Source organism: Butyricimonas sp. Marseille-P2440 (assembly GCF_900091675.1).
Classification (GTDB): domain Bacteria; phylum Bacteroidota; class Bacteroidia; order Bacteroidales; family Marinifilaceae; genus Butyricimonas; species Butyricimonas synergistica.
Map to the genome: position 1 here is coordinate 817,458 of NZ_LT594609.1, position 22,658 is coordinate 840,115.

The window sequence follows — 22,658 nt, forward strand, 5'->3', positions numbered from 1 at the left end:
TTATGCAAAAAAAATCAAGGGCGGTACATTTATCGCTAAAAAAAAGTGTGTTGTGCGTATTATTGATATTCACAACGCTTAGTTCCATACCGTTGAGTATGTATGGGGCAATGAATTCTATTTTGGATGATATTCGGAAAAAAGTGACTATTTCAATGAAAGATACCACTTTGGAGAAGATTCTTACAGAAATTAACAGACAAACAAGAGTGGATTATGGTTTTCAGAGTAATGACAAGATCGATAAAAATCGTTCTTTCTCTTTAATCGTGAAAGATGTTTCCGTCGAGGAGGCACTTGATACTTTGTTAAAGGGTAGCCCTTACGACTATGTCCTTGAGAAAAATCGTATCGTGATTATTTTACGGAAAAAAACTGCTGAGGGATTGCTGAAAATTTCCGGTAGAGTTTATGACGAGAAAGGGCATTCTCTTCCTGGCGCAACCATTCGGCTTCTCGGTACAAACCAGGGAGTAACTTCCGATAGCGAGGGTGTTTTTTCAATTGTTGCGGGTCCGAAAGACGTTTTACAGGTTTCATTTATCGGATATAAAATGGAAACTGTTGAAATTAAGGGAAAAACAAATTTAGACGTTATTCTGAAAGAGGATGTAAAGGCGATGGAAGAAGTCGTTGTGACGGGTTACCAGACATTGCGCAGGAGCGATGTGGTCGGTTCTACCGTTACGGTGAAAGCATCAGATATCATGATGCCCGCGTACACATCCATCGACCAGATGTTGCAGGGGCGTGTTGCTGGGATGATGGTGATGAATACGAGTTCCCGCGTGGGAACAAGTCCTAAAATCCGTATCCGGGGGACATCTACCATTTTGGGTAACCAAGACCCGTTGTGGGTCGTTGACGGGGTGATCCAACCAGACCCGCTCCCCTTGGACCAGAACGATATGATGGTGGATGATTTGAAAAACATCTTGGGTAATCAGATTTCTTGGTTGAATCCGGCGGATATTGAAACGATTACCGTATTGAAAGATGCTTCTGCAACTGCTATTTATGGTTCTAAAGCTGCCAATGGCGTGATCGTGATTACCACGAAAAGAGGACAAACGGATCGGATGACAGTAAATTACAGCGGAACCTTTTCATTTCGTGCTCGTCCTCATTATGGGTTGTTCAACTTGATGAATTCGGCGGAACGGATTCAGTTCAGCCGGGAAGCTTTCGAGGCGGGAGCCGTGTACGAGAGCGCCCCTGTGGCATCTTTGAGCACGTATGAAGGAATCATGACCATGTTCTATGATAAACTAATCTCCAAAGATGAAGCAGAGATCGCCATACAGAAATTGGAAAAAACGAACACGAATTGGTTTAAATTGCTGACCCGTAACTCTTTTAGCCATAATCACAACGTGAGTATATCCGGGGGAAGTGAGAAAATCGTGTACAATGCTTCGTTGGGATTCAGCGATCAGTCGGGCGTGGAGAAAAATAATGACGCGAAAAATTTGAGCGGGCGTCTTAACCTCGGGGTTAGATTACATCCCAAGTTTTACTTGGATATAAGCTTGATCGGTAGCGTTAACCAGACTTGGGGATATTCCGCCGGGGTCAATCCCATGGAGTATGCGACATCAACCAGCCGTTCCGTCATGGCGTACGACGATATGGGCAACCGTTATTTTGAGAAATTGAGGGGAAAATACAGTTACAACGAAAATCACGTGTTTTTGGGTTTCAATATATTGAACGAGATGGATCACAGTTATTCCAAGAATAAAAGTTCCCAGTTAAGCGGAAATTTGAATCTTTCGTGGGACATTATGCCTTGGTTGAAATACGAATTCGTGGGAGGTATTAATAATAATAATGGCATATCGGAATCTTACGCGGGAGAACAAACTCATTACGTTGCCTTGAAATACAGGGGATATGATTTTGGCACGGAGGCGTTCGGTTCGGACAAATATAATGCCGCGATGTTGCCGTCCGGCGGTGAGTTATATAACGGGCATTCGGATGTGTTGAGCTGGAATGTGCAAAATAAGGTTACTTTCCAAAAATCGTTTAATGAAGACCATCGGATTAACGTGTTGATAGGTACGGAAGTGGCATCTGCGAAAACAGCGAGCAGGGGGCAAAAAATATATGGATACGTGAAGGAAAGAGGCGAAAGTCTCGTGAAACCGACCCCTTTGGATGAGTTGAAGCCTATCGGTAATATTCCTGTTACCGGATGGGGTGTACTGGATGATTTTTACAATGGTGCCGGGTGGAGCCGCAGTACGATGACAGACAATAGATTCTCGTTGTTTGCCACGTTGGTTTACTCTTACAAGAACAGATACGTGTTAAATGCCAGTATGCGTAATGATGCGTCCAATCGTTTCGGGCAAGACCAGAATAAACGTTTTGATCCGACCTATTCTTTCGGGGTTTCTTGGAACGTGGCTCAGGAGCCTTGGTTAAATCGTATCTCTAATGTATTGAATCAATTCAATATGAGAATCTCCTATGGTATCCAGGGAAATGCGGTAAATTCCATTAGTCCGGAATTGATATTGAGCATGGGAACGACGAAGCCTTATTACGGGGATTATATGTCGACTATTTCCCGCATTCCTAATCCCAACTTGAGCTGGGAACGCACGAAGACCTGGAACTTCGGTTTGGATGTTCAACTGGTCCAATGGATCACTATGAACGTCGAGTACTACACGAAGCGGTCTAATAATATCGTGAACCAGCCTATTGCGTTGGAATACGGTAGAGATGGGACGGAAGTCAACGGTGGGCGTATTAATAACTCTGGAGTAGAGTACACGTTGAACATCACGCCTATTCGCACCAAGGACTGGGCATGGACGCTCGGTTTTAATTCATCCAAGAACTGGAATAAGGCTAAAACCCGTTCCGTTAGCGAAATCACGATGAGGGATTATTTGTCGGGTTCTTCCGATAAGGTATTGAAGGAGGGATACGCGGTATCCAGTTTCTGGTCGTTCGATTTCAAAGGGGTGAACCCGGATAACGGGCTCCCGGAATTCAACTTGATTTACGAGCAAGATGCGGAGGGAAATTACGTGAGAGACGAGAAAACCAACGATCTTATTTTCAGAAATGTTTCCGCTTACACGGACAATCTGGTTTACTCGGGCAAGAATGAGCCTGACTTCACGGGAGGTTTGACAACCCGCTTGCGTTGGAAAGGTTTGACTTTCGGGGCGAATTTCTCTTTGTTGTTGGGGGCTAAAAAAAGATTGCCGAACCCGTATCCAGCGAGTGGAAATATTCCGTTATCCAGCGTGAATCTGAGTAAAGAGTTGCTCAAGCGTTGGAAAAAGCCCGGGGATGAGAAGCACACGAATATCCCGGGAGTCTATTCCGGTCGTATCGAGAATCTGCTGACGATTGGGAGCGAAGAAAGATTTAATGTGTATGATATGTGGGGACAATCGGATATTAGGGTCGTGAGTGCCGATTTCTTCCGTTGCCAACAGATGTCTTTGACTTGGAATGTGAATGAAAAGTGGTGTACGAGAATGGGAGTGAAGAGTTTGTCATTGAACGCGGTGATGAACAACGTGTTCGTGATTGCCGACAAAAAATTCCACGGTTTCGACCCGGAATTGGGTGATAGCGTGCAGCCCAAGACGTACTCTGTCGGTGTAACTGTCGGTTTTTAACTAAGGAGGTTTTTATGAATAAAATAATGAAATACGGATTATGGATAGCCATGTTTATCGTGGCATCATGTAGTGATTTTCTGGAACCGAAATCTCAGAGCGAATATGTGCCCAAACTGGTCAAATCGTTGGACGAGCTGTTGCTGGGAGAAGTGTATATGGGACCGGGATACAGTGATGGCAGATTGTTCGGGGTATTGGGTGTGTTCGATGACGACGTGGCAGTCCTACCGGATTGGCAATCGAGTAGCACCGAGGAAAGCAAAGTGGATAAGCTCCGCTTGGCTTACACGTGGTCTAAGTATATGAAAGATGATTTTAGCGGGTATAACACCTATGGGGAAGTGTATAAAAAGATTCTCGGTTGTAATTCCGTTTTGGATTATATCGATGATGTGCAAGGTAGTGAAGAGGAAAAAAGCAGGGTAATGGCACAAGCCTTGGGGCTCCGGGGATATTTTTATTTCCATTTGATTAATTTGTACGGGAAACCTTACTTTGCCGGCAAGGATACCCCTGGCGTGCCGTTGAAGTTGACTGCTGATTTGGGAGAAGACGGGATGCCGAGGAATTCGGTAGGAGAGGTTTACGACCAAATCGTGAAAGATTTATTGGAAGCGGAACGCTTGTTTAAAACGTTGCCGGATGAAGAATGGGGAACGCAAAAACAAAAGATCCGGATGAATTTGCCTTGCGTACAATTACTTCTCTCTCGTGTTTACCTGTACATGGAGAATTGGGAACAGGCGTTGGCATACGGTGAGAAAGTCGGTACGGGGTATAGTTACGATGTGCAGGATTTGAATGGGGTGCCTCAGCCTGTTTTTTGGATGACACCTTATATGGAATATTACCGTTGGGATAATCCGGAAATCATATTCTTGTTCGGGAACCAGGGGGATGTGTTGGATTTGCCAATGACAATGATACACCATTCCGGAGATAAGGGGTACACGACTTATTACCCGATGGTTGCTTCAGATGATTTGATAGATTCTTATGTACCGGCGGATTTGCGGAAAGAGCGTTATTTAATGGCAATTTATGAAAATTATGCTCCAACAAGGTTTAAAAGAGCCACTAGTAAATTTAAATCGACAGATCTGCTTGATATAGAGGTTTCCTGGAGTGCCGGGAAATGGGGTATCGGTTTTAAAGTTACGGAGGCTTATTTGAATGCGGCAGAAGCGGCGGCAATGCTTTATAAAGAAACCGGTAAAGGAGAATTCCAAATCAAGGCGCAAACCTTGCTTGATAAATTGCGGGTAAAAAGATTTGCTCCTGCGGCTTTCGAGGAAACGGATATTGCCGAGGCAGACGGCTTGGTCGATTTCGTCCGGGCAGAAAGACGGAGAGAGTTGTGCTTCGAAAATCACCGCTGGTTTGACCTGCGCCGTTACGGGATGGAAGAGATCAGGCACGTGTGGCGGGATGGTTTGGGGAACGAAACTGAGTATGTGTTGGAAAAAAATGATCCCGGTTTCACACTTCAGCTGCCGAAAGAAGCTTTCGTGTACAACCCGAGTTTAGTACAAAACGAGGAAAGGAAATGATTTACAATATTAATCGAGTTTATATGATGCGAATAAAACAAATATATTGGGTGTTGTTGCTTGCCTTGTTTGGGCTGGCTTCATGCGCGGAGGACGACGGTGTGGGAACCGTGAAAAGAGTGGATCTACTTGGTTTTGAATTCCCGCAGGGGGATAACTCGTGGGATAAAGAGATCGAGAAGATCGCGAAAGATTGGGGGATGTACATTATTTATAAAGAAGTGGATAGTACGCATTTGAACCGGATGTGGACGACTCCGGTTTATAACGCCCCGATTTACGTATGCACGACTCCGAGCGACGAGGATATACAGGTATACTTGAACCTCGTGAAGGAGTGGTTGTTGGGAAGTTTGGATCAAAAGAGCGACGAGGACCGGAAGTCGTTGCCTTTTTACTTGTATTTGGTAAACGATCTCAACGATGGGAATCCCCGTTCTGAAACATATCAAAAGAGGCATATTCAATTCAAGAAGGACGGATTTGATTATTGGAGTTTGAGTTTTACCAGCGAGGAGTTAGCTGCAGGTTTGACTCCCCAGCAAATTCACGGGGTCGCGTGTGCGTTTAGTTATCCTAGTTTAAAAACACGTTTTATGACGGGAGAGTACGAGGTTGCCCCGGGGTTTACTGAAATGACGGATTATGAAACCAGAATCGGGATCCGTTACATATCTTTTGAACAATGGCGGGAAGAGAATCCTAATATGCCGGATTTTTTCTATGATAGCCAGGTTCAGACATATGGGCAAGATCCGGTTAATGCTTACAAGCGTCGGGGGATTGCGGCACAATTGGGAGAAGATTTTAGGGAGATTACTTCCGATTTTGGAGCTCCGACCTGGATGCCTTGGATACTTTGTGTTAGTTATGGAATGGAATTTGACAAAAATCCCGGTCCTGTTGCCGAAACCGTGGAAAATCGTGCCTTGCAGGATTTCCTGAACATGATTCGCGTGGCAATGAGATACACGGAAGCTCAAGTGCGTGAACTCTACCCCGTGGACGTGGAAGATCCATTAGATCGAGCAGGTTATCAAATCATTAATGACAAATATGATTTGGTTGTGGAATACATGAAAACAACTTATGGGGTCGATTTACAGAAATATGCGGAAATATTGGAGCAATAGTTGAAGGAGATTTGTATGGAACATAAAAGAATAAATTTTATCGCACTTTTTTTGATTGTAGTGGGAGTTATTGGATGTTCCTCTAGGGAATATAAGATACGGGGAAGTGTGGAAGGAGTGGATGAGGGAAAGGTTTTTCTCGTCACTTGCGAGGGGAAAATGTGTGATACGCTATCTATAGCAGAGTTGAAAAATGGGAAGTTTGAAATGCAGGGACAGGTTCCCGCGTTGACGGTAACTACCTTGGTCGTTGAAGGTTTGTTCGCGCAGACCGTGATTTACTTGGAAAATGCAGAATACGAGATAAAACTGGATCCCCGTAATTTGGGGTCCGGTAAAATCTCGGGAGGTGGTGATGTGCAAAAGCTTGCCAACGAATATTCGGCGATAGATATAAATTTGGCGAAAGCGATTGCTGAAGTTCGGGATGAATACGTGGCTGTTGTCAAGAATCCTGAAAGCAACCGTTTTCAAGAATTAAAAGGGTTCGTGGATTCGCTGCAACAAGATGCCCAAGAACGGAAAGAGGCTTTTTTGAATCGGCATGCCGATTCTTATATTGCCTTGAAAGATTTGGCAGAAAGAGCGGAAAGACTCTCTCTGGATGAATTGAAGAAAAGATTTGCCTTGTTGCCAGAGGACTTGCGACAGAATTCCATGGGGAAAATGATAGACGAACAAATCCGGAAAAAGGAGGCTTTGGCGGTAGGTCATACCGCCCCGGACTTCAAGGTGCAAGACGCGGAGGGCAATTTTTTTACATTGTATTCGATCAAGGCTAAAATGAAAATCGTTGATTTTTGGGCTTCGTGGTGTGCCCCTTGCCGGGCACTTACTCCCCAATTGAAAGCGCTCTATGAGGAGTTTCACAACCAGGGGCTGGAGATTGTGGGGATTTCTATGGATGATAACAAAGAAAGGTGGCTGAAAGCGATAGAAGAAGAAAATATGACATGGATACAAGGGTCTAATTTGGAGGGATTCAGCCGAGAGAATTCTTTGTGTCAATTGTATAATATTACTAATGGGATTCCTTATCTCGTGTTGATGGATGAAAGTAATCGTATTGTTGCGGCAGGGGCTAAATTGGAACCCCTGCAAAAAGAAATCATGAAATTTTTTCAAAAGTAAATTATGTGTATGAAAAGAATTATTGTTTGCTTGTTTTGTATCGGTTTGTCGTGCGGGCTGTTTGCCCAAAGGGCGAATTATGAACAAGCGGAAAAAGCTAAATCGAATTTGAGTGTCTTGTCTTGGGGTTATGACCAGGTAGTACCATTTTTCACGGAAGGGAGTGATGACTTTTGGTTCCGGGAAGACCGCTTGGGCGAGGAAAAGTATTATTACGTGGATCTGAAAGCCCGAAAGGTAGAGGAGTTCCTGGATCCGGCTTACTTGGCAGCGGAAATGGAAAAAGCCACGGGGAGAAAATATAACCCGAAAAAACTCGGTTTTTGGCAGATTTATTTCAAGAAAGGCGGGGAAAAACTCGTTTGGCAGGACGGGAACGTGACTTTCGAGTACAACCGGAAAACCCGAAAATTGAGTCACACGCGGGATGAAAATATGCAGTATGACAGGACGCCGCGAAAACTCATGACGTATAATACCGGTATGTCACCTGACGGCAGGTATTTGGTTTTCGGTAAAGACCATAACGCTTATATCCGGGATTTGCAGGATTCGACCGTGGTGCAATTGACATTTGATGGAATCCCCAATTACAGCCACACGGAGGGATGGCCTGCCGGCAAGGAGGTGCCCTTGGCTCCCGTCTGGTTCGAGGATAGCCAAAATTTTTGCCTTTTCCGCCAGGATTATCGCGGGATGGGAGAGGTTTCGTATGTAAATTTCTTGCAGGGGCGACCGGTGGCTCAAAGTACCCAGATGATTTTAGCGGGGGATTCCGTGATGCCGTACACCGAAGTCACCGTGTATGACGTGGCAACGAAGACGAAGAAAGTCGTGGATATCGATCGATGGAAAAACCAGCAAATGAGAATACTTCACTCGAACGTGAAAGCGAACAAGCTTTACCTGGAGCGTCGGAACAGGCAAAATACCATGCTGGACGTGTGCGAGGTGAATATCTCGACAGGGGCGGTGAAAGTGATTATCCACGAGGAAGGCGACCCCTACCTCGGCATCGAGTTGGCATCGATCTTTTTCTTGAATGATTACAAGGACATCATCTGGTGGTCGGAGCGTTCCGGGTACGGGCACTTTTACCATTACGACGGCGAGGGTAACTTGAAAAATACCATCACTTCCGGTGACTGGACTGCCGGGAAAGTCGTGGGGATAGACGATAAGAGCCGGACCGTCTATTTCCAAGCGTATGGCGTTACTCCCGGGGGAAATCCCAGTTACGCTAAAATCTGTAAGGCAAATATCGACGGGAAAGGGAAAATGGTAGTGCTCACGCCGGAAGAGGGTACTCACAACGTGGTGTTCTCCCCGAGCCGGAGGTATATCATCGACGCTTACTCGCGTCCGGATCTTCCTTATCAATTTAAGGTGAGGGACACCCGGAATGGGGAGCTGGTCGTGAACTTGTACGGGCAAAACCTGGATGATCTCTACGCGAAAGGGTGGAAAATGCCGGAAACTTTTTCCGTGAAGGCGGCAGACGGGGAAACGGACCTGTACGGGGTGATGTGGAAGCCGTTTGATTTCGATTCAACCAAATCTTATCCGATTATCTCCTGCGTTTATCCCGGTCCCCACACGGACAACGTCCCCCTATCCTTCGAGATTGCCTCCACGAACGAGGCGTTGGCGCAAGTCGGCTTTATTGTTGTTGCTTTCAACCATCGGGGCGGGCTTCCTTTCCGGGGAAAAGCGTATCACACGTACGGTTACAGTAATATCCGCGATCACGCTTTGGCAGACGATAAATGCGGTTTGGAGCAATTGATTGCTCGCCATGCATTCATCGACGGTAACCGCGTGGGCGTGTACGGGCACTCGGGAGGAGGAATGATGTCCACCGCGGCAATTTGCACGTATCCCGATTTTTACAAGGCGTGCGTGTCGTCAGCGGGGAATCACGATAATAACATCTACTCGCAATTTTATGTCGAGAGCCATTACGCGATGAACGGGCCGTTGCCCACTAATATGGAGCTGGCGAAGAACTTGAAAGGGCACTTGATGCTGGTGGTCGGCTGCATGGACGGGAATGTCCACCCGGCTCACACGGTGCGCATGGCGGATGCTTTCATCAATCACGGGAAGGACGTGGAATTGGTTGTGCTGCCACGCGGGCGCCACACGTATGATGGGGTATCTTCCTGGTATTTTGAACGTAAATTGCGTTCGCATTTCGCCAAATATTTACTGGGGGATTTCGAGTCTTCCGCTTTTTATGATATTGAGATTAATGAATTTGATCAAGTAAAAAAATAATAGGTTATGAGAGTTATTATATGGTGCTTGTGTGTATTACTTTCTTTTCACGCTTTTGCGGAGAGAGAAGGTGAGGCTAAAGTGGGGGATCAGTCCCCCGACTTTAAGTATGAAGATAAGGACGGGAAAATCCATTCCTTGAAAGAGTTTAAAGGTAAATATGTTTTGATTGATTTCTGGGCGACGTATTGCGCTCCTTGCAAGGGGGATATGCCTTATATGGAGAAAATCCAGGAAAAGTTTAAAAAGAAAAAAATCGCTTTTGTCGGGATTTCGATTGATACGAGCAAAGATGTATGGATTCAGTTTTTGAAACAAAATCCATTGATGGGCACTCAGTTGATAATCAATTTAAAAGATATTTCTTTTATACATGCTTATCAGGTGACCACGATCCCCCGCTACGTGTTGTTGGATAAAGAGGGTAAGATTGTCAATATCAATATGCCCCGTCCCTCGAATCCGGAATTCGTGAAGATTTTGGAATCATTGAAAGGATTGTAGCGCTTGCGTAGGATAGTTTATGTCACGTTATCACGTGGTATTCAGAGGGAAGATATATACTAATCAAATATGAATCGTGAATAAATTCCGTATGAATTCTGCATGAATTCCGTCATGAACACTATACGAACGCTATATGAACCCTATACGAACGCTATTTATAATAGCGTTCGTATAGGGTTCATATAGTTTATCTAAAATTTTATATACGGAAGTCATACGGAAGTCATGCACGATTGATAACGAATTCACATATGATTTGAGTAGGAATACGGACTTTATAGGTTTTATAAACTCGGGTGGAAGCGTTTTTTGACGCATAGCCCAAGGGAATAAACTGGGAATAGAGGAAGTTTGTGATTTTTTCCTTATAATTGCATGGTAAAATGCAACGAGTGAATTGGGAAACGCAGATATGGATTGATTTTCGGAAAGGAAAATTAGAATCGTTTTACCGGGAAGTATACTCGGGATTGATTTTGTATGCTTTGAAATATTTGGGGGAGGAGAACGAATTTCTTGCCGAGGATTGCGTGCAGAATGCCGTTTTTAGTGCTTGGAAACGCAAGGATAAGTTCGATTCGATTTATACGTTTAAATCTTTTCTTTACACTTCAATTAAAAACGAAATTGTCAGTATCCACCGGAAGAATTCGGCAAAGGAGCGTTATGTGTCGCAATTGGAGAATGAGGCATTTTTTCAAAATTCGGTGATAGACCAGGAGGCGCAGACGATTTTGTATAATGCGATAGAAAAATTGCCGGAGAAAGCGAGAATCGTTTTCGAGATGAGTTTTATCGAGGGGTTGAAAAACGTGGAGATTGCCGAAAAGTTGGGATTATCCGATAGTTCGGTCAAAAAGTACAAGGCGAGTGCCCTTGAGTTCTTGCGGGAGAAGTTGGAACCGAACCTATTTTCTTTTTTGTTTCTTTCCTTGTAATTAGCAAGTTATAATTATTTTGGAAAAAAGATGCCTTTTTTATTACCCCATTTTGGGGAGGTTGCGTTATAGGGGTAAATTTAAAGAATCGATATGATGCGTGATAATAGAATCGGATTCCGAATAGCGAAATTGTTGGCTCGCCAGCGAGCCGGGCAGATCACGGACGAGGAGGTGCGGGAGTTGGAAGCGTGGAAGGGGAAGTCGCCCGAGAATGAAGAACTGTTCCTTCGTTGGCAGAAAGGTGATTTCTTTTCGGGTGAATACGCTAAATACAAAGAGATAGATGTTTCCCGGGCAAAGGATATCATGCAAAAAAGAATCGACCGGGAACGCCGTGCCGGGTGGCGGTTAAGAGTGTTGCGTATTAGCGTGACTGCCGCCGTCGTGTTATTGGCTGTCGGTAGTTTCTATTTCTTCAAGGGCGAAGGGGATGGGAAGCGTGATACTGTACCTTCTATTGCTTTGATTTCTGCGCAGCGCCCGACCTTGAAGTTGAATGACGGTTCGGTCGTGTTGCTGGATAGTGTTGCTGCCGGGTTTAAGGAAGAGGGGGTGACCGTATCGAAGACGGGAGAATCGACGTTGGCTTATCTGGCGGGAGATACTCTTGACAAACGGGCATTGGCTTACAATACGTTAAGTGTGCCCAAGGGGGCGGAGTTCGATTTGGTGTTGGCAGACGGCACGCAAGTATGGCTGAATGCGGAGTCGAAATTAAAATATCCGGTGGCTTTCGGGAGCCGGGAGCGAGTGGTAGAATTGGAAGGCGAGGGATTTTTCAAGGTATCGAAAGATGCGTCACGCCCGTTTCGGGTGAAAACAAAGAGCCAGGTGGTAGAAGTGCTGGGAACAGAGTTTAACGTGGATGCTTACCCCGACGAGGGATACGTTTACACGACATTGGTGGAGGGAAAGGTGAAAGTGGATGCCGAGGGGAAGAGCCTGGAATTGGTACCCGGAATGCAATCTGTGGTCGGGGGACAGGAAATGTACTCCCGGAAAGTGAACACGGGGGATGTCGTGAGTTGGAAAAACGGGATGTTCGTGTTGGAGGATAAATCCTTGGAGGAGATTATGTCGAAATTGGCTCGTTGGTATGATTTCAACATCTTTTACCAGAACCAAGTGGTGAAAGAGATTACTTTCAAGGGAAAGATTCCCCGGTACGCTTCTTTCGAGTCCATTCTGGATATTCTGGAACGGACGGGCGAGGTGAAATTCAAGGTATCGGGACAAACGGTGACTGTATACCAGTGATATAAATAAAAAAGGGGAATTTGGTCGATTCCCCTGCTACAAAACATCTGTTGGTCGCAGATGCATGTTTAACTGTAATGCTTTACAAATGTATGAAAAAAAAGAGTACAACGTGTAGTCTTCCGGGTGGAAGATTGCGAAAAATTCTGTTAGTTATGACATTGAAGTTTTTCATTCTGCTATTGACGTTCGGAACAGTGAGTGCGATGGGATATGCGCAGGAGCAGAAAATGAACGTGGCGTTTCATGATGAAATGCTGGAAAACGTGTTGGAATATCTCAAGAAGAACACGGATTACGAGTTCGTGTACCGGAAAGAGATTCTGGGGAATACAAAAGTGAAAAATCTAGAATTGAAGGACGTAACCTTGAGAGAAGTGCTGGATCTGGTATTACGCCGGAACGGTTTTGATTACGAGATTGTCGATCAGGTGATCGTGATTCGTAAGCTCCCGACGGTTCAACAAAAGAAGGAGATTAAGATTGCCGGACAGGTGACCGACGAGCAAAAACAACCCATGCCGGGCGTAACGGTCATGGTGAAAGGGTTGACGATCGGGACGGCAACAGACCGGAACGGAAAATACGTGTTGAGGTTGCCGGAGGTGAAAGATCTGACATTGATATTCTCTTTCATCGGGATGGAATCGAAAGAGGTGAAATACACGGGACAGGACACGATCAACGTGGTGTTGAAGGAAACCGTGAACGAGATGGACGAGGTAACCGTGGTAAGCACCGGGTATCAAAACGTGAACCGCAGGGATATGGTGGGTTCCTACACGACCGTGAAAGCGGAAGATATCATGATGCCTGCTTATGCCACGATCGACCAGATGTTACAGGGGCAGGTGCCGGGTATGATGGTATTGAGTTCCAGTGCCCGCGCGGGTACTACTCCTAAAATTCAGATACGCGGAACTTCTACATTATTGGGAAATCAAGATCCGATCTGGGTGGTAGACGGGATTATTCAGGATGACCCGATCTCCATTAATGCCAGTTCCAATATGGCGCAGGATATGCGGGAGATTATCGGTAATCAGGTGTCTTGGTTGAACCCGAATGATATTGAAACGATCACCGTGCTGAAAGATGCTTCTGCCACGGCGATATACGGTTCCCGGGCTTCCAATGGTGTGATTGTTATCACAACGAAGAAGGGGAAAATGGGACGTATGTCTATCAATTATGCCGGTAATTTCTCGATCGCCCCTCGTCCGAGATACAAGAATTTCAATTTGATGAATTCGCAGGAGCGTGTCCAGTTTAGCGAAGATGCTTTCGCGGCGGGATTGAGGTATGAATTTGAACCGGTAAAACAGATTACAACTTACGAGGGAGCCTTGAAGATGTTCCAGAACGGGGAAATCACATCGGATGAATTTATAAAGACACGTAATTACCTGGAAACGGTGAACACGGATTGGTTGGATTTATTAACCCGGACTTCTTTCGGGCACAGCCATAATGTGAGTGTCACCGGGGCATCGGAGAAGGTGAATTACGCTCTTTCCGTGGGTTACAATTCGAATGACGGACAGGAGAAAGGGAACAGTGCTGAGCGTCTGACCGCACGGGCAGCCGTTACCTTGAACTTGCATAATAATGTCCGTATGAACCTGACGATAAACGGAACAACCGGTACGAATAAAGGATTTAACGGTGTCAATCCCTTGAACTATGCTTTGACGACGAGCCGTTCTATCGCGGCTTTTGATGAGGATGGAAATTATTCCTATTACCGGAAAAGACTTGCTTATAAATATAATAAAGAAGTAGAGTCTATCGGTTATAACGTGCTGAATGAGCTGGAGAACACTGGTTCGGAGGTCAACACGGGTAATTTGAAATTGAGTTTCGATTTTCAATGGAAAATATTGAGTTGGCTGACTTACCAGTTTACCGGGGGATATTCGTACAACACGACGAATAGCCAGTCGTGGGCATTGGAGCGTTCTACTGCTATTGCAGAGGCATACCGGGGATATGATTACGGTTCGGTGGATGCCGAGAACCCGTGGTTTAGTGCGGCTCTTTTGCCGTTCGGGGGAACTTTGTTCAGTTCTGCCGCCACGGTGACTTCGTATAATGTCCAGAATAAATTGATGTTCTCTAAATCGTTTAACGAGGATCACCGTTTGAATGCCATGGTGGCGATAGAAGCCCGTTCTACCAATAACAAGAATGACCAAAACATGCGTTACGGGTATGTGCCCGACCGGGGTAATTTGGTTGTTCGTCCCACTTTACCGGAGGATTTTGTCCCCGTGGGAGGCGGTTCGGTGATGGATGGTTATGGGGTGTTTGAAGATTTATATAATGGTAGAAGTGCCTTAAGCGAGAAAACGGATAATTTCTTTTCTGTTTTTGCCACGTTAGCTTATTCGTTGAAAAACAGGTATGTTTTTAATTTCAACGTGCGTAATGATGCTTCCAACCGTTTCGGGCAAAACACGAATAAACGTTTTGATCCTACTTATTCTTTCGGGTTATCCTGGCGGATGACAGAGGAGGCGTTTATGCAGACTCAACGGGTGTTGACAAACGTGAATTTGAAAGCCACGTGGGGTATTCAGGGAAATGCCCTGACGAATCTCAGCCCGGAATTGATCCTGAACCAAAAGGGAGTATTGGGTATGTTTAACGAGTATTATTCGTCTATCAATTCTATTCCAAACCCGAACCTTTCCTGGGAGCGTACGCATTCGTGGAATTTCGGTTTGGATTTGCAATTTTTCGGCAAGGTGAATGCCAATATTGATTATTATATCCGCCGTTCCAATGCAATTATTTCCAGGGATATTCCTTATGAAAACGGGAAGCCTTCAATGTCTGTCAATGGTGGTGTTATTTATAACAAAGGTATCGAGTTCACGGTTTCGTTCACCCCGGTAAACACGAAAAATTTTGGTGTCAACATGAGTGTGAACTCTTCCAAGAACTGGAATTCCGGGGGAAAAGTGGATAAAGAAGTCGTGGATGTGGGCACATTTTTAAGTGGACGTAGTGACATGATTTTGAAAAAGGGATACCCGTTAGGAAGTATGTGGTCGTTTGATTTTGCCGGGTTGAATCCTGAAAATGGTCGTCCGACGTTCAATCGAATTATGTCGGAAGAGGAGTTTAATGGGGACAGGACAAGTTTCTTGAAATATTCGGGACAGAAAGATCCCTATTTCACGGGAGGATTGAATTTGAATATCCGTTATCGTTCTTTCACGTTGGGAACTTCGTTTTCTTTGTTGTTGGGAGGTGTTACCCGATTGAGTTCTCCGTATAGCGATATGAAAGATGGGTACTATATGCCGAATGCAGAGAAAAATCTCAATAGGGATTTATTGAAGCGGTGGAAGGAACCGGGAGATGAGGCATTCACAAGTATCCCGGGATTCGTGATCGGGGGAAAGGACAGGATGATGACATTGCCTACAGGTGGTAGTTATAATCTTCTGCAAGCTTATGCGTATTCGGATGCATTAACTGTTCCGAGGTCATTCCTGCGTTGCCGGGGATTGAATTTGAGTTGGAGATTGAATAACGAGATGACGAAGAAGATCGGGTTAAATAATTTGACGGTAACGGCATCCGTGAATAACCTGTTTGTCATCGCTTCCAAACGATATAACGGATTCGATCCGGAAATGCAGGATCGGGTGATGCCGAAGACTTATTCTTTTGGAATTAATGTTGGTTTTTAAATGCTTTGATATATGAAAAAGATATTATTCAATATAATTTTAGCCGTGAGTTTATGCGGGTGTTCCAGTTTCCTGGAACCGGATTCTCCCAGCGAATACGTGCCGAAGACTGCTAGTGCATTGAACGAAATGTTATTGGGGGACGCTTATCCATTAGCTAATTCCACTTGTTTATTTACTTTTCACAATGCTCTGGATGATGATATCGAGATGAGTGAAGATTGTATTTTGCAGACTTCTTCTTCGGGTATCGAGGGTTTACAGTACGTTTATTCGTGGGATCCCCAGATGTTTGATTTATATCCGGCGCAATCTAGTGTTAAGATGTGGAGCACGTATTACCAGTATATCCTGGGAACGAATGCCGCGTTGGATTATCTGGATGACGTGAGTGGCTCTGCCGAGGATAAGGCTTACGTGGCAGCCCAAGCTCATGCGTTGCGTGCGTTCTTCTATTTTAACTTGGTAAATCTTTTCGGGGAACCGTACAATCATAATAAAGATGCCGACGGGGTGCCCTTGAAACTGGCGAGCGGTTTGTCAAACAGTTTGGAGAAACGGGAATCAGTTGCCAAAGTGTACGAGCAGATTGTTAAAGATTTGAATGCGGCAGAAGAAAATTTCCTTGCATTGCCGGCAACACAACAGAAAAAAGCGGGTTATCGTATAAACTTGCCCGCGGTGCAGTTGCTTCACGCTCGCGTGTGCCTGCACATGGAAGATATGGAGGGGGCTGCCAAATATGCAAAAAAGGTGATCGAAGACTGGGGATACGAGTTATATGATTTGAAGTCATTCGAGAAGAAGACTACGATTGTTGTGGGGGAGGATGCTTCTTATCCTAGCTATGTAACTTTAGATAATCCGGAAACCATTTGGGTGTACGGGAATGCAGCAGATTTTAGGGGAATCATTGGAATGCAAGACAAAATGGAAGATGGAATCACGTATGCCTATTTTGTTAATGCTTCCCGGGATTTAATTGCTTGTTATAAGGATGAGGATTTGCGGAAGACGTTGTATCTCGTGGAAGAGTTGCGAGGACCTTTAAGTGCTAAACCTTCAGAGCTTAAGCCTGCCGAGGGACATTATCTCCCGTGGAGCAAATGTGTCATGCAGTACAATAATGCGGTGAAATTCAATACGGAGTTCGGTATGTCATTGCGTTTGTCGGAAGCTTACCTGATTCTTGCCGAGGCTGTGTACGATACGGACGAAACGTTAGCTCTGAAAATGATTAATGATTTGCGCGAGAAACGATACGCAGAGAATGTGGATTACGAGGTTCACTATTCCGGTGAGGATTTGTTGAGTTTTATCCGGGAGGAACGCCGCCGGGAATTCTGTTTCGAGGGGCAACGTTGGTTTGATCTGCGCCGTTACGGGATGCCTCGTTTTGAGCATCGCTGGGTAGAGTTGGGGGTTAACTTGGGTAAGTATGTGATCGAGGAGGGGGATGCCGCATATACCTTGCCGATTCCTTCGGACGTGATGGAGCGCAATTCGGCATTGAACCAGAATAAATTAACAACAACGAAGACATTACAATAAAACGAGGAACGATGAAATACAAGAATATTTTTAGTTTGATATTTTTACTGGCGACGCTTGTTGCTTGTGACGATGAAAAAAAATTGTATCCCCGGAGTGAGGATGCTTCCAGTATCAGTCGTTTTGAATTTCCGCAAGGGAGTAATCCTTGGGACCAGGATTTGGAAGAAATAGCGAATGCTTTTGGAACGATTCCAATATACACGGCTTTTGATACATTGGATTTGAATCAAGCATGGTCTGGGACATTTACGATAAAATATTACGGGGAACCTTTGAGTGACGAGTATGCGATATTTTATACCGATTTTTTCAAGAATCATGTATTTGGTTTCTTGAAACCGGAATTGTGTAAGGGAGTGTTGCCTAATTATATTTATTTAGTCGATGATCTTCGTCAAGTAGGAGCTTTTACAGGTGGATACGTTCCTTTGCTCTGTTTTTGGGGTGGGTTGGATTATTGGGCGTTTTCTTTCCGTGCGAAGGAGGAAAATTTGGCTTACTTGGATTACGGGAGCATAATTATTAGACCGTATAAGCCTTATGATTTGCCGAAAACTCCATGGGAGTATAAGATGCGGCGTACCGTTATTTTGCAAAATATTTTGGCTAAAATGGTGGAGAAAGGCAAGATTGCGATTCCGGCAGATTTCCAGACGGGTGGGGTTTTTGATTATTCTAAAAAAATCAGCATCTCGGTGAATGCTGAGAATTATTATATGAAACTCGGTTATCCCGGGAGAATGCTTGAGACTGCTTATGATTTCACGTCTCTCCAGACAAATGTGACGATGGATGCCAAAACCAATTTTGCGAGTTATTTAAAATTGGGTATGCGCTATACCCGTGATTCGGTATTGATCAAGTATCCGGAAGACAAGTATCCGTTGATCATCCGGTACTATGATTTCACGGTGAAGTACATGAAAGATAAATATGATTGGGATATTACTCGAATGGCAGCTTTGAAAGAAGATTAATATGATGAAATTATTGGTATCTACTTTATTTATGTTATTGACGTTAAGCGTTTCCGCGCAGTTTTCCCTTCATGGGAAACTGCGGACGCTGCGTCCGGTGACAATCAAGGTGACTGATTTGGCGGGAAAGACAGTTGTCGAGTGTCCGGTGAAAAGTGGAGAAGAATTTAAGACAAAAACCGTGCATATCAAGAAGGATTTGTATAACGTTCATTTCGGAAGTTACACGGAGATGATGATCCTCTCGGATAGCCCGTTGAAACTGAAAGGTTTCCTGAATGAAGACCGACCGGAAGAGAGTTCGATGGAGTTCGACGGGATTGATTTGTATATGCAATACATGGATGTTATGGCTAGATTTAAGGATTCCGGTTCCAGACGAGCCGTGATTCAGGAAGCGGTGGAGAAGGATTTGGCGATAGATCCCGTGGTACGTGTCTCGTTAATGTACCAGAACAAGGGATTTTTTGAACTGGATTACGAGTCCTACAAACGGATACTAGATCTGATTCCTGAAAACGAGAGGGAAGCGCAAGTCGTGAAATATCTTGTGGATGAAGTAGCACGCCGTCAGAAGTTTGCTTTGGGACAGCAGGCTTACAATTTTACTTTCGTGGATTTGGACGGGAAAGAAGTAAGTTTGAGTGATTTCAAAGGAAAATACGTGTTGTTGGACTTCTCTGCATCCTGGTGTGGGGGATGTCGGATGGAGGCAAAGAAGTTAGTGTCGGAGTATGATGAATTGAAAGGGGATGATCTGGTGATTGTCACGATATCAATGGATAACCGGGAAAAGGATTGGCGAAGAATGGTGGAAGAGGATAAGTTGCCTTGGGTGACTCTGTGGAATCCGGAAGGATTCACGAAAGGGAACAAGCAGAATGTCATTCAGGATGCTTACGGTTTTTACCAGATTCCTTTTATCGTTCTGATCGATAAAGAAGGGAAGATTATTGCCCGGGACTTGCGGGGTGATAAGGTGAAAGAGGCAATAGAAAAAGCGAGAAAGATGGATCAATTTTAGATTTTAAATTTTAGATTGAGGGATTAGGGAATTTTCAATTTTCAATTGAAACAGGGTTTTGTATTGTGTAAAAATAATAAACTGTAATGATGAAAAAGTATTCTATAATTTTGATGATGAGTGTGTTCGTCGCTATTGGTAGTGCGGCAAAGGCTCAACTGGTGAAACAAAAGGCGAAAGTGGAAGAGCAGAAACAGTCGGATCGGGACTGGTACAACTGTTCTTTTGAAAAAGACGGTGTGTATGGGGCTCGCGTGAACGAGGCATACGAGTTTTTGAAAGGAAAAAAAGCGAAGACGAGACCGATCGTGGCACTTATCGGTACGGGTGTTGACACGGAACACGAAGCTCTGAAGGCAAATATCTGGAAAAACCCGAAAGAGAAAGCCGACGTGAAGGATAATGATAAAAATGGGTACACGGACGATGTGAACGGCTGGAATTTCATCGGGGGGAAGGATGGGCAGGTGATGCCGTTCGTGAACCGGGAGGGGGAACGCGAGTTCTTCCGCTTGAAAGATAAATACGGGGATATCCTGAAAGACGGGGATAAATATTATACCATTATTAACGGGGAGAGAAAAGAATGTGCCGCTCCCGAAAACATGGAGGAATTTCGTTACTATAATTCCGTAGTTCGGGGTGAGTCCCGTTTATTGCAGGCTTATAGTGCCGTGAATTCAGGATATAATTCTCAATATTACATGGGGATGTTCGACCGGGAGGTACGAGCGGCTTTCCCGGATAAGACCGAATTCACGATTGAAGATGTGATGGAGGCGTGTGCTCCTAAAACGGCTCAAGATTCTACAAGCCGGGGAATATTTATCGCCGCATTGCAAATGAGGGCTAATATGGTGAAGAATAACGCTTGGGAACCTAACCGGGATGCTTTTCTAAAGGAAAGTTATATTGCGGATTTGAAAAAGAAATACGACCGGGCTGTTCAGCAATATGGTAATGACGGGCGTCGGGCGATCGTGGGGGATAATTATTTGGATATAAACGACAGTAAATACGGGAATAATGTGTTGTTGACGGCGGATGCCGCTATCGGGACGATGATCGCAGGTGTGATTGCCGGACAACGGGGTGTGGAAGGACGGAATAATCCGATCGCAGACGAGGCGGAAATCATGACCTTAGTGGTAGAAGCCGGGGCGGGAGAGCCTTATTTGAAAGATATGGCTTTGGCGATTCGTTATGCCGTGAATCACGGGGCTTCTGTCGTGGTGTTGCCGCAACAGAACTCGTTTTACCCGGAGATGCAGAAGAAATGGATGAGCGAGGCGATTCGCTATGCCGAACAGAAAGGGGCATTGGTTATTGTTCCCGTGCACGATATGTCCCGTGACTTGAGTGAGGATACGTTTTTCCCGAATCGCTGGATGGATGGCGGAAAAGAATTTACCAACTTGATGACGGTGGGAATGTCCGACAAAGACGGGTTACCTTCCGAGAATTCAAATTTCGGGGCGAAAGAACTGGATATTTACGCTCCGGGGGTAAAGATGTTGTCTACTTGCACGGGGGATACTTATCAATACGGGAATGGCGTGCCGATGGCTTCAGCCACGGTAGCGGGTGTTGTCGCTTTGATTAAAACGTATTACCCGAAATTGACGGGCAGCCAGATTCGTGATATATTGTTGCAAACGGTGACTTCCCGGAAAGGCGTGGAACTGGAAAAGAATGTTACCAGAGGCGGGAAGAAAGCTGTCGACCTGTATCTTTTTGAACAATTGTGCCTTTCCGGTGGTATTGTGAATGCTTTGGAAGCCGTGAAAGCTGCCGATAAATTGAGTAAATAAACCATGAGGTATAAGATAATCATTTTGTGTTTGCTTTGCGTGATCGCTTCCCCGGCGATCGCGCAGCAATACAAGGCAGAATTGCCTTACCGGATGATCGGGGGTAAGATGGTCGTGGAGATGAAACTGAACGGAACGCTTCGTTCATTTATTTTCGACACGGGGGCATCCCGAACAACCTTGAAGGGCGAGTTTTGCCGGGAGTTCGGGTTGGCGGTAACGGATTCGTTAGAGGTGACAGACGCGAACGGGCGCAAGTCATTTTATCCACTCGTGCGGGTGGATAGTATCGAGACTCCCGATAATGTGTTCCGTTTCAAGAGCGTGGCGGCAATGAAAATGCCGGAACCGTCGCCTTTGGCTTGTTTCCCTGTTGACGGGTTGATCGGGAGCGATTTGTTCGCCCAATTGATTTTGGTTATCGATGGGGAGAAAAAGACAGTGACTGTCACTACCGCGGAGAAAGAATCGATTATCTCGCTTCGGAAAATGACTCGCTTCGTGCAAGCGAAAATGCCGATTATTTCGGTTCAGGCGGGAAGCGGGTATAACATTGTTTGCTTGTTTGACACGGGGTGCCCGAGATTCCTTTCATTGAAGGAATCCGATTTCGAGGCTTTGTCGTCCGGTTCCGCTTATGAACTTTTGTCCGAGGGATGTAGCGTGGGAGCCATCAGCGTGGGGGGAGTGTCTGCGGAGAGAGTTTCCCGGCGGGTAAACTTTCCCTTGTTGTCCGTGGCAGGCTCTAAATTCAGGAACGTGGTAGCCGAAACGGCTACACCGCCTTACACGTTGTTGGGCGTAAAATTGTTGGATTATGGCAGGGTGACGATAGATTATCCCCGGGCTCGCTTTTATTTCGAGCCATACAAGCCGGAGAATGATCTCGCGGAGAAGCCCCATGACGTGAGGTTGCAGGTGAAGGATGGTGATCTGGTGGTTGCGGCAGTGTGGGGTGCGATGAAGGACGTGGTGGAGATGGGTGACAAGGTGCTTAAGATTAACGGGAAGCCTATCGGGAAATACGATTTTTGCGAGAGTATCATCAACGGAATCCCGGAATTGAAGGCGAAGAAGAAAACAAAATTGACGGTTCTAACCCGGAAGGGCGAGAAGGTGATTGTTTATTGAAATCAGAACAAAAG

Annotated in this window: 14 protein-coding genes; all 14 read left to right on the forward strand. The window is 45.2% G+C overall.

The annotated features are described in order from the left end of the window. Positions 1–155 precede the first annotated feature (155 nt). Complete coding sequence (locus tag BN8899_RS09135) at positions 156–3,647, forward strand: SusC/RagA family TonB-linked outer membrane protein (protein ID WP_231932304.1); 3,492 nt, start codon at positions 156–158, stop codon at positions 3,645–3,647. 26 nt (positions 3,648–3,673) lie between these two features. Then, positions 3,674–5,200: a RagB/SusD family nutrient uptake outer membrane protein gene (locus BN8899_RS09140; RefSeq protein ID WP_065219178.1), complete on the forward strand. Its 1,527-nt coding sequence runs from the start codon at positions 3,674–3,676 to the stop codon at positions 5,198–5,200. A 23-nt stretch (positions 5,201–5,223) separates the two neighbouring features. After that, positions 5,224–6,333 carry a putative zinc-binding metallopeptidase gene (locus BN8899_RS09145; protein WP_231932305.1) on the forward strand — a complete coding sequence of 370 codons (1,110 nt, stop codon included), beginning with the start codon at positions 5,224–5,226 and terminating at the stop codon, positions 6,331–6,333. 15 nt (positions 6,334–6,348) lie between these two features. Beyond that, the gene (locus tag BN8899_RS09150) at positions 6,349–7,464 is read left to right on the forward strand and encodes a TlpA disulfide reductase family protein (protein ID WP_231932306.1); all 1,116 of its coding nucleotides are present in this window, start codon (positions 6,349–6,351) and stop codon (positions 7,462–7,464) included. A 9-nt stretch (positions 7,465–7,473) separates the two neighbouring features. Beyond that, on the forward strand, positions 7,474–9,741 hold the full coding sequence (locus BN8899_RS09155) for a S9 family peptidase (protein ID WP_082987008.1): 2,268 nt from the start codon (positions 7,474–7,476) through the stop codon (positions 9,739–9,741). Between the two features lie 6 nt (positions 9,742–9,747). Beyond that, entirely contained in the window at positions 9,748–10,245 is a 498-nt protein-coding gene (locus tag BN8899_RS09160) for a TlpA family protein disulfide reductase (protein ID WP_065219182.1), read from the forward strand. A 386-nt stretch (positions 10,246–10,631) separates the two neighbouring features. Then, positions 10,632–11,186, forward strand: a complete 555-nt coding sequence (locus tag BN8899_RS09165) for an RNA polymerase sigma factor (RefSeq protein ID WP_231932307.1) — start codon at positions 10,632–10,634, stop codon at positions 11,184–11,186. A 93-nt stretch (positions 11,187–11,279) separates the two neighbouring features. Beyond that, on the forward strand, positions 11,280–12,446 hold the full coding sequence (locus tag BN8899_RS09170; protein ID WP_082986977.1) for a FecR family protein: 1,167 nt from the start codon (positions 11,280–11,282) through the stop codon (positions 12,444–12,446). A 77-nt stretch (positions 12,447–12,523) separates the two neighbouring features. Further along, positions 12,524–16,147 carry a SusC/RagA family TonB-linked outer membrane protein gene (locus BN8899_RS09175; RefSeq protein WP_082986978.1) on the forward strand — a complete coding sequence of 1,208 codons (3,624 nt, stop codon included), beginning with the start codon at positions 12,524–12,526 and terminating at the stop codon, positions 16,145–16,147. A 12-nt stretch (positions 16,148–16,159) separates the two neighbouring features. After that, positions 16,160–17,698 carry a RagB/SusD family nutrient uptake outer membrane protein gene (locus BN8899_RS09180; RefSeq protein WP_065219184.1) on the forward strand — a complete coding sequence of 513 codons (1,539 nt, stop codon included), beginning with the start codon at positions 16,160–16,162 and terminating at the stop codon, positions 17,696–17,698. A gap of 11 nt (positions 17,699–17,709) precedes the next feature. After that, entirely contained in the window at positions 17,710–18,678 is a 969-nt protein-coding gene (locus tag BN8899_RS09185; protein WP_065219185.1) for a hypothetical protein, read from the forward strand. 1 nt (position 18,679) lies between these two features. Then, positions 18,680–19,702, forward strand: coding sequence for a redoxin domain-containing protein (locus tag BN8899_RS09190; RefSeq protein ID WP_065219186.1), 1,023 nt, complete (start codon positions 18,680–18,682; stop codon positions 19,700–19,702). An 89-nt stretch (positions 19,703–19,791) separates the two neighbouring features. Continuing rightward, positions 19,792–21,513 (forward strand): S8 family serine peptidase, encoded by a 1,722-nt coding sequence (locus BN8899_RS09195; protein ID WP_065219451.1) that lies wholly within the window; start codon positions 19,792–19,794, stop codon positions 21,511–21,513. Between the two features lie 3 nt (positions 21,514–21,516). Further along, on the forward strand, positions 21,517–22,644 hold the full coding sequence (locus tag BN8899_RS09200; protein ID WP_065219187.1) for a retropepsin-like aspartic protease: 1,128 nt from the start codon (positions 21,517–21,519) through the stop codon (positions 22,642–22,644). Positions 22,645–22,658 lie beyond the last annotated feature (14 nt).

Excerpts from the sequence above, each read along its gene's own strand:
- BN8899_RS09175 (WP_082986978.1), top strand. The coding sequence starts at position 12,524 with ATGCTTTACAAATGTATGAAAAAAAAGAGTACAACGTGTAGTCTTCCG.
- BN8899_RS09190 (WP_065219186.1), top strand. The coding sequence starts at position 18,680 with ATGATGAAATTATTGGTATCTACTTTATTTATGTTATTGACGTTAAGC.
- BN8899_RS09145 (WP_231932305.1), top strand. The coding sequence starts at position 5,224 with ATGATGCGAATAAAACAAATATATTGGGTGTTGTTGCTTGCCTTGTTT.
- BN8899_RS09165 (WP_231932307.1), top strand. The coding sequence starts at position 10,632 with ATGCAACGAGTGAATTGGGAAACGCAGATATGGATTGATTTTCGGAAA.
- BN8899_RS09180 (WP_065219184.1), top strand. The coding sequence starts at position 16,160 with ATGAAAAAGATATTATTCAATATAATTTTAGCCGTGAGTTTATGCGGG.
- BN8899_RS09160 (WP_065219182.1), top strand. The coding sequence starts at position 9,748 with ATGAGAGTTATTATATGGTGCTTGTGTGTATTACTTTCTTTTCACGCT.
- BN8899_RS09140 (WP_065219178.1), top strand. The coding sequence starts at position 3,674 with ATGAAATACGGATTATGGATAGCCATGTTTATCGTGGCATCATGTAGT.
- BN8899_RS09150 (WP_231932306.1), top strand. The coding sequence starts at position 6,349 with ATGGAACATAAAAGAATAAATTTTATCGCACTTTTTTTGATTGTAGTG.
- BN8899_RS09200 (WP_065219187.1), top strand. The coding sequence starts at position 21,517 with ATGAGGTATAAGATAATCATTTTGTGTTTGCTTTGCGTGATCGCTTCC.
- BN8899_RS09170 (WP_082986977.1), top strand. The coding sequence starts at position 11,280 with ATGATGCGTGATAATAGAATCGGATTCCGAATAGCGAAATTGTTGGCT.
- BN8899_RS09135 (WP_231932304.1), top strand. The coding sequence starts at position 156 with ATGAAAGATACCACTTTGGAGAAGATTCTTACAGAAATTAACAGACAA.
- BN8899_RS09195 (WP_065219451.1), top strand. The coding sequence starts at position 19,792 with ATGAAAAAGTATTCTATAATTTTGATGATGAGTGTGTTCGTCGCTATT.
- BN8899_RS09185 (WP_065219185.1), top strand. The coding sequence starts at position 17,710 with ATGAAATACAAGAATATTTTTAGTTTGATATTTTTACTGGCGACGCTT.
- BN8899_RS09155 (WP_082987008.1), top strand. The coding sequence starts at position 7,474 with ATGAAAAGAATTATTGTTTGCTTGTTTTGTATCGGTTTGTCGTGCGGG.